This window comes from Alcanivorax jadensis T9 (assembly GCF_000756655.1).
GTDB lineage: Bacteria > Pseudomonadota > Gammaproteobacteria > Pseudomonadales > Alcanivoracaceae > Alcanivorax > Alcanivorax jadensis.
Genome location: NZ_ARXU01000025.1, coordinates 1 through 2,687 on the forward strand (window position 1 = coordinate 1; position 2,687 = coordinate 2,687).

The 2,687-nt window shown below is 51.8% G+C and carries 2 protein-coding genes; both read left to right on the plus strand.

What is annotated here, in order from left to right; all coding sequences use genetic code 11:
* Window positions 1–359: cupin domain-containing protein (locus T9A_RS16480; protein WP_035250757.1), on the plus strand; the 359-nt coding region annotated here is incomplete at its 5' end.
* Window positions 360–506: 147 nt separating this feature from the next.
* Complete coding sequence (locus tag T9A_RS16485) at window positions 507–2,336, plus strand: sensor histidine kinase (RefSeq protein ID WP_035250760.1); 1,830 nt, start codon at window positions 507–509, stop codon at window positions 2,334–2,336.
* Window positions 2,337–2,687: the final 351 nt, after the last annotated feature.

The following is a 2,687-nucleotide window of genomic DNA, read 5'->3' on the forward strand; positions in this document are numbered from 1 at the left end:
AGGAAGGCGCAACGATACTGGTGAAGCTGCATCAATTTGATCAGGACGACACCGAGCCAAAAGTGATCGACACCTTGAACACTGCCTGGCGACCGGGACTCGTCGAGGGACTGACGGTGATGCCCCTGCACGATTTCAAAGGTGAGCACGTGGGGTTAGTGAAATGGGCGCCCCATACCCAATTCCAACCGCACCAGCATTGGGGCGGGGAAGAGATTTTTGTATTGGAAGGTACCTTTTATGACGAGCATGGTTCCTACCCGAAAGGCAGCTGGCTGCGCAGCCCTCACTTGAGTCGGCATGCGCCTTTTACGAAAGAAGACGGGGCGTTGATTTATGTGAAGGTGGGGCATTTGTAAATGCCAATTTTTGGGTGCCCCTTATTGCTTACTTATTGCTTACTTATTTCTATAGATGTAGCCATCTACTGGCTCGCAATTATTTCCCCTTCACTACAAATAAACATGGTAAATTGCCAATCTACTGGACAATAAACAAACACCCCAATGCGTACAATCTGGCTATGGTTCCTCCTCTCTTCACTGCTGTATTCCGGCTTACTTGCTGCAGATACTGCCTTCACCCGCATTACCCAGGGTCAGTATCTTTATTCGGAAAAACCTACTAGCCAACTCCCTGACGGAGACTGGAAAGACACCACACTGCCATTTGCGGGCTCTTACTCCCAGATTCATGGCACATTCTGGTTTCGCTTTAATCTGGATTCCTTGCCCGATACTCAGCGTGATAGCTTGTTTGTCAGTAACCATGTCTTTGATATAAGTATCTTTCTGAACGGACACACGGTCGCCGGCACGCAGCGTCTGGATGGCAGGGAATCAACCGGCTGGAACCATCCTTTCTATACCCGACTTCCTGCTGCCTACTGGCGGGACTCCGGCAATCAGCTCATCATTCGTATTCGTAGCGGCGAACCCAACGCCGTTCTGTCACCACTGATCATCGGCGATCAGACCGTATTGCAAAGTCATTACCAACAATCTGTATTCCAGAAAATTCGTATCGCAGAGTGGAGCATGGTCACCTGCCTTGTGATGGGCAGCCTGACCCTGTTCATCTGGTTGCTTCGCCGAAGTGATCGGCTTTACCTGTACTTTTCTCTGCTCTGCTTTAGCTGGTCAGTAGTGATGTTCTATATGGCGGTGCCTTTTGCCCCAATTAATCATGGGACCTGGTTACGCTTCGTCTTTTACTGTGTGGACCTGTCCGGCTTCTTCCTGTTTATGTTTCTTTACCGGCTGATGCAACTAGACAGGCCGCGCTTGAAAATTATCGCCATCGCTGCCTTGATTCTTTCCGGTATTCTCTTGTTCATCATGCCCATGCGACTGCACACCCTGGTGATCACCTTTGTTCATGGCATGCACCTGGCTTTGGTGATCTACCTTCTCGTCATCGGAACCCATCTCGCCATCCGCAAACGCAGCAAGGAGTTACTTCTACTGATTCCCGGCTTCCTAGTGATCTCCCTGCTAGTGCTACATGACATCTATGCCTTTCAGGCAGCAGCACAGCAGCCAGGTAGATTACCGGAGGGCACCTTCATGCAATACGGCTTTGCCGTCCTCCTTATCCTGATATTCGCCCATCTGGTTCGGACTTTCGTGCGCGCCCTGAATCACAGTGAAACCCTTAACAGTCAGCTGGAAACCCGCGTGGCGGAAATCTCCGCTTCACTGGAAAAGAGCTATGCAGAAAACCATGCCCTTGCCCTCTACAACCATGCACAACAGGAACGCCAGAAGGTCTACCGAGATCTGCACGATGACGTGGGTGCAAAACTGCTCTCTATCCTCCATTCCCGCGCCGAGCATGAAAAATCTTCACTTGCCAGGGAAGCGCTATCGTCGCTTCGGGAAACCGTGAATCAGAGCAAACGGGATATCATTCCACTCAATGAATTAATCGCCGACGCCATCACTGAAAGCGAAAACCGGCTGAGCCACGCCGGCATCCAGTTTCATTACAACGGCCTCGGCGAGATACCCGACACCCCAGCAGACCCGACCAAGGCCTACCACCTCAGCCGCATCCTGCGTGAGCTGACATCCAATATCATCAAGCATGCAGGCATCGGCACAGCGCACCTTGATTGCAGAATCCATCATGCTAACGACAACGGCATACTCATCCTGACAATCCGTGATGAAGGTCCGGGGCTATCAGAGGAAATGCAACAACGCGGCATGGGCCTTGCCAACATCCGTCACCGAGCTCAGGAAATTGGCGCCACGGTAGCATGGGAAAGCAGCAATAACGCAGGATGCCTCTGCCGACTGGAGGTGCCTCTGTACGCGATGACACTGGTAGCGTAAGCAGAGGCGCAAGAGTTTTCAGTCTGTCTGTCAAACAAGCGTTGTTTTTAGTCTGGGACACGCATGAATTTACTTATTTCGCCCCTTTTTTCGATTTCGCCTTATCAGCTCGGTATCCGATCTACGTCAGCCAGCCCAGCAAGCCCCGCGCTTCACGCATTTGCAACAGAGAACACGCTTTACTGCGCCGGGTACACGGCAGGTTTTATACTGGCAGACTCGGGCACTCCCCATATTTACAAAGAGCGCACATGACTACCCTACTCAATGCCGATTTCGAACAACGCGTCGTCATTCGACCCACGGATTATCAGTGGGTGGCGTCGCCCATGCCCGGCGTTGAGCGCATGA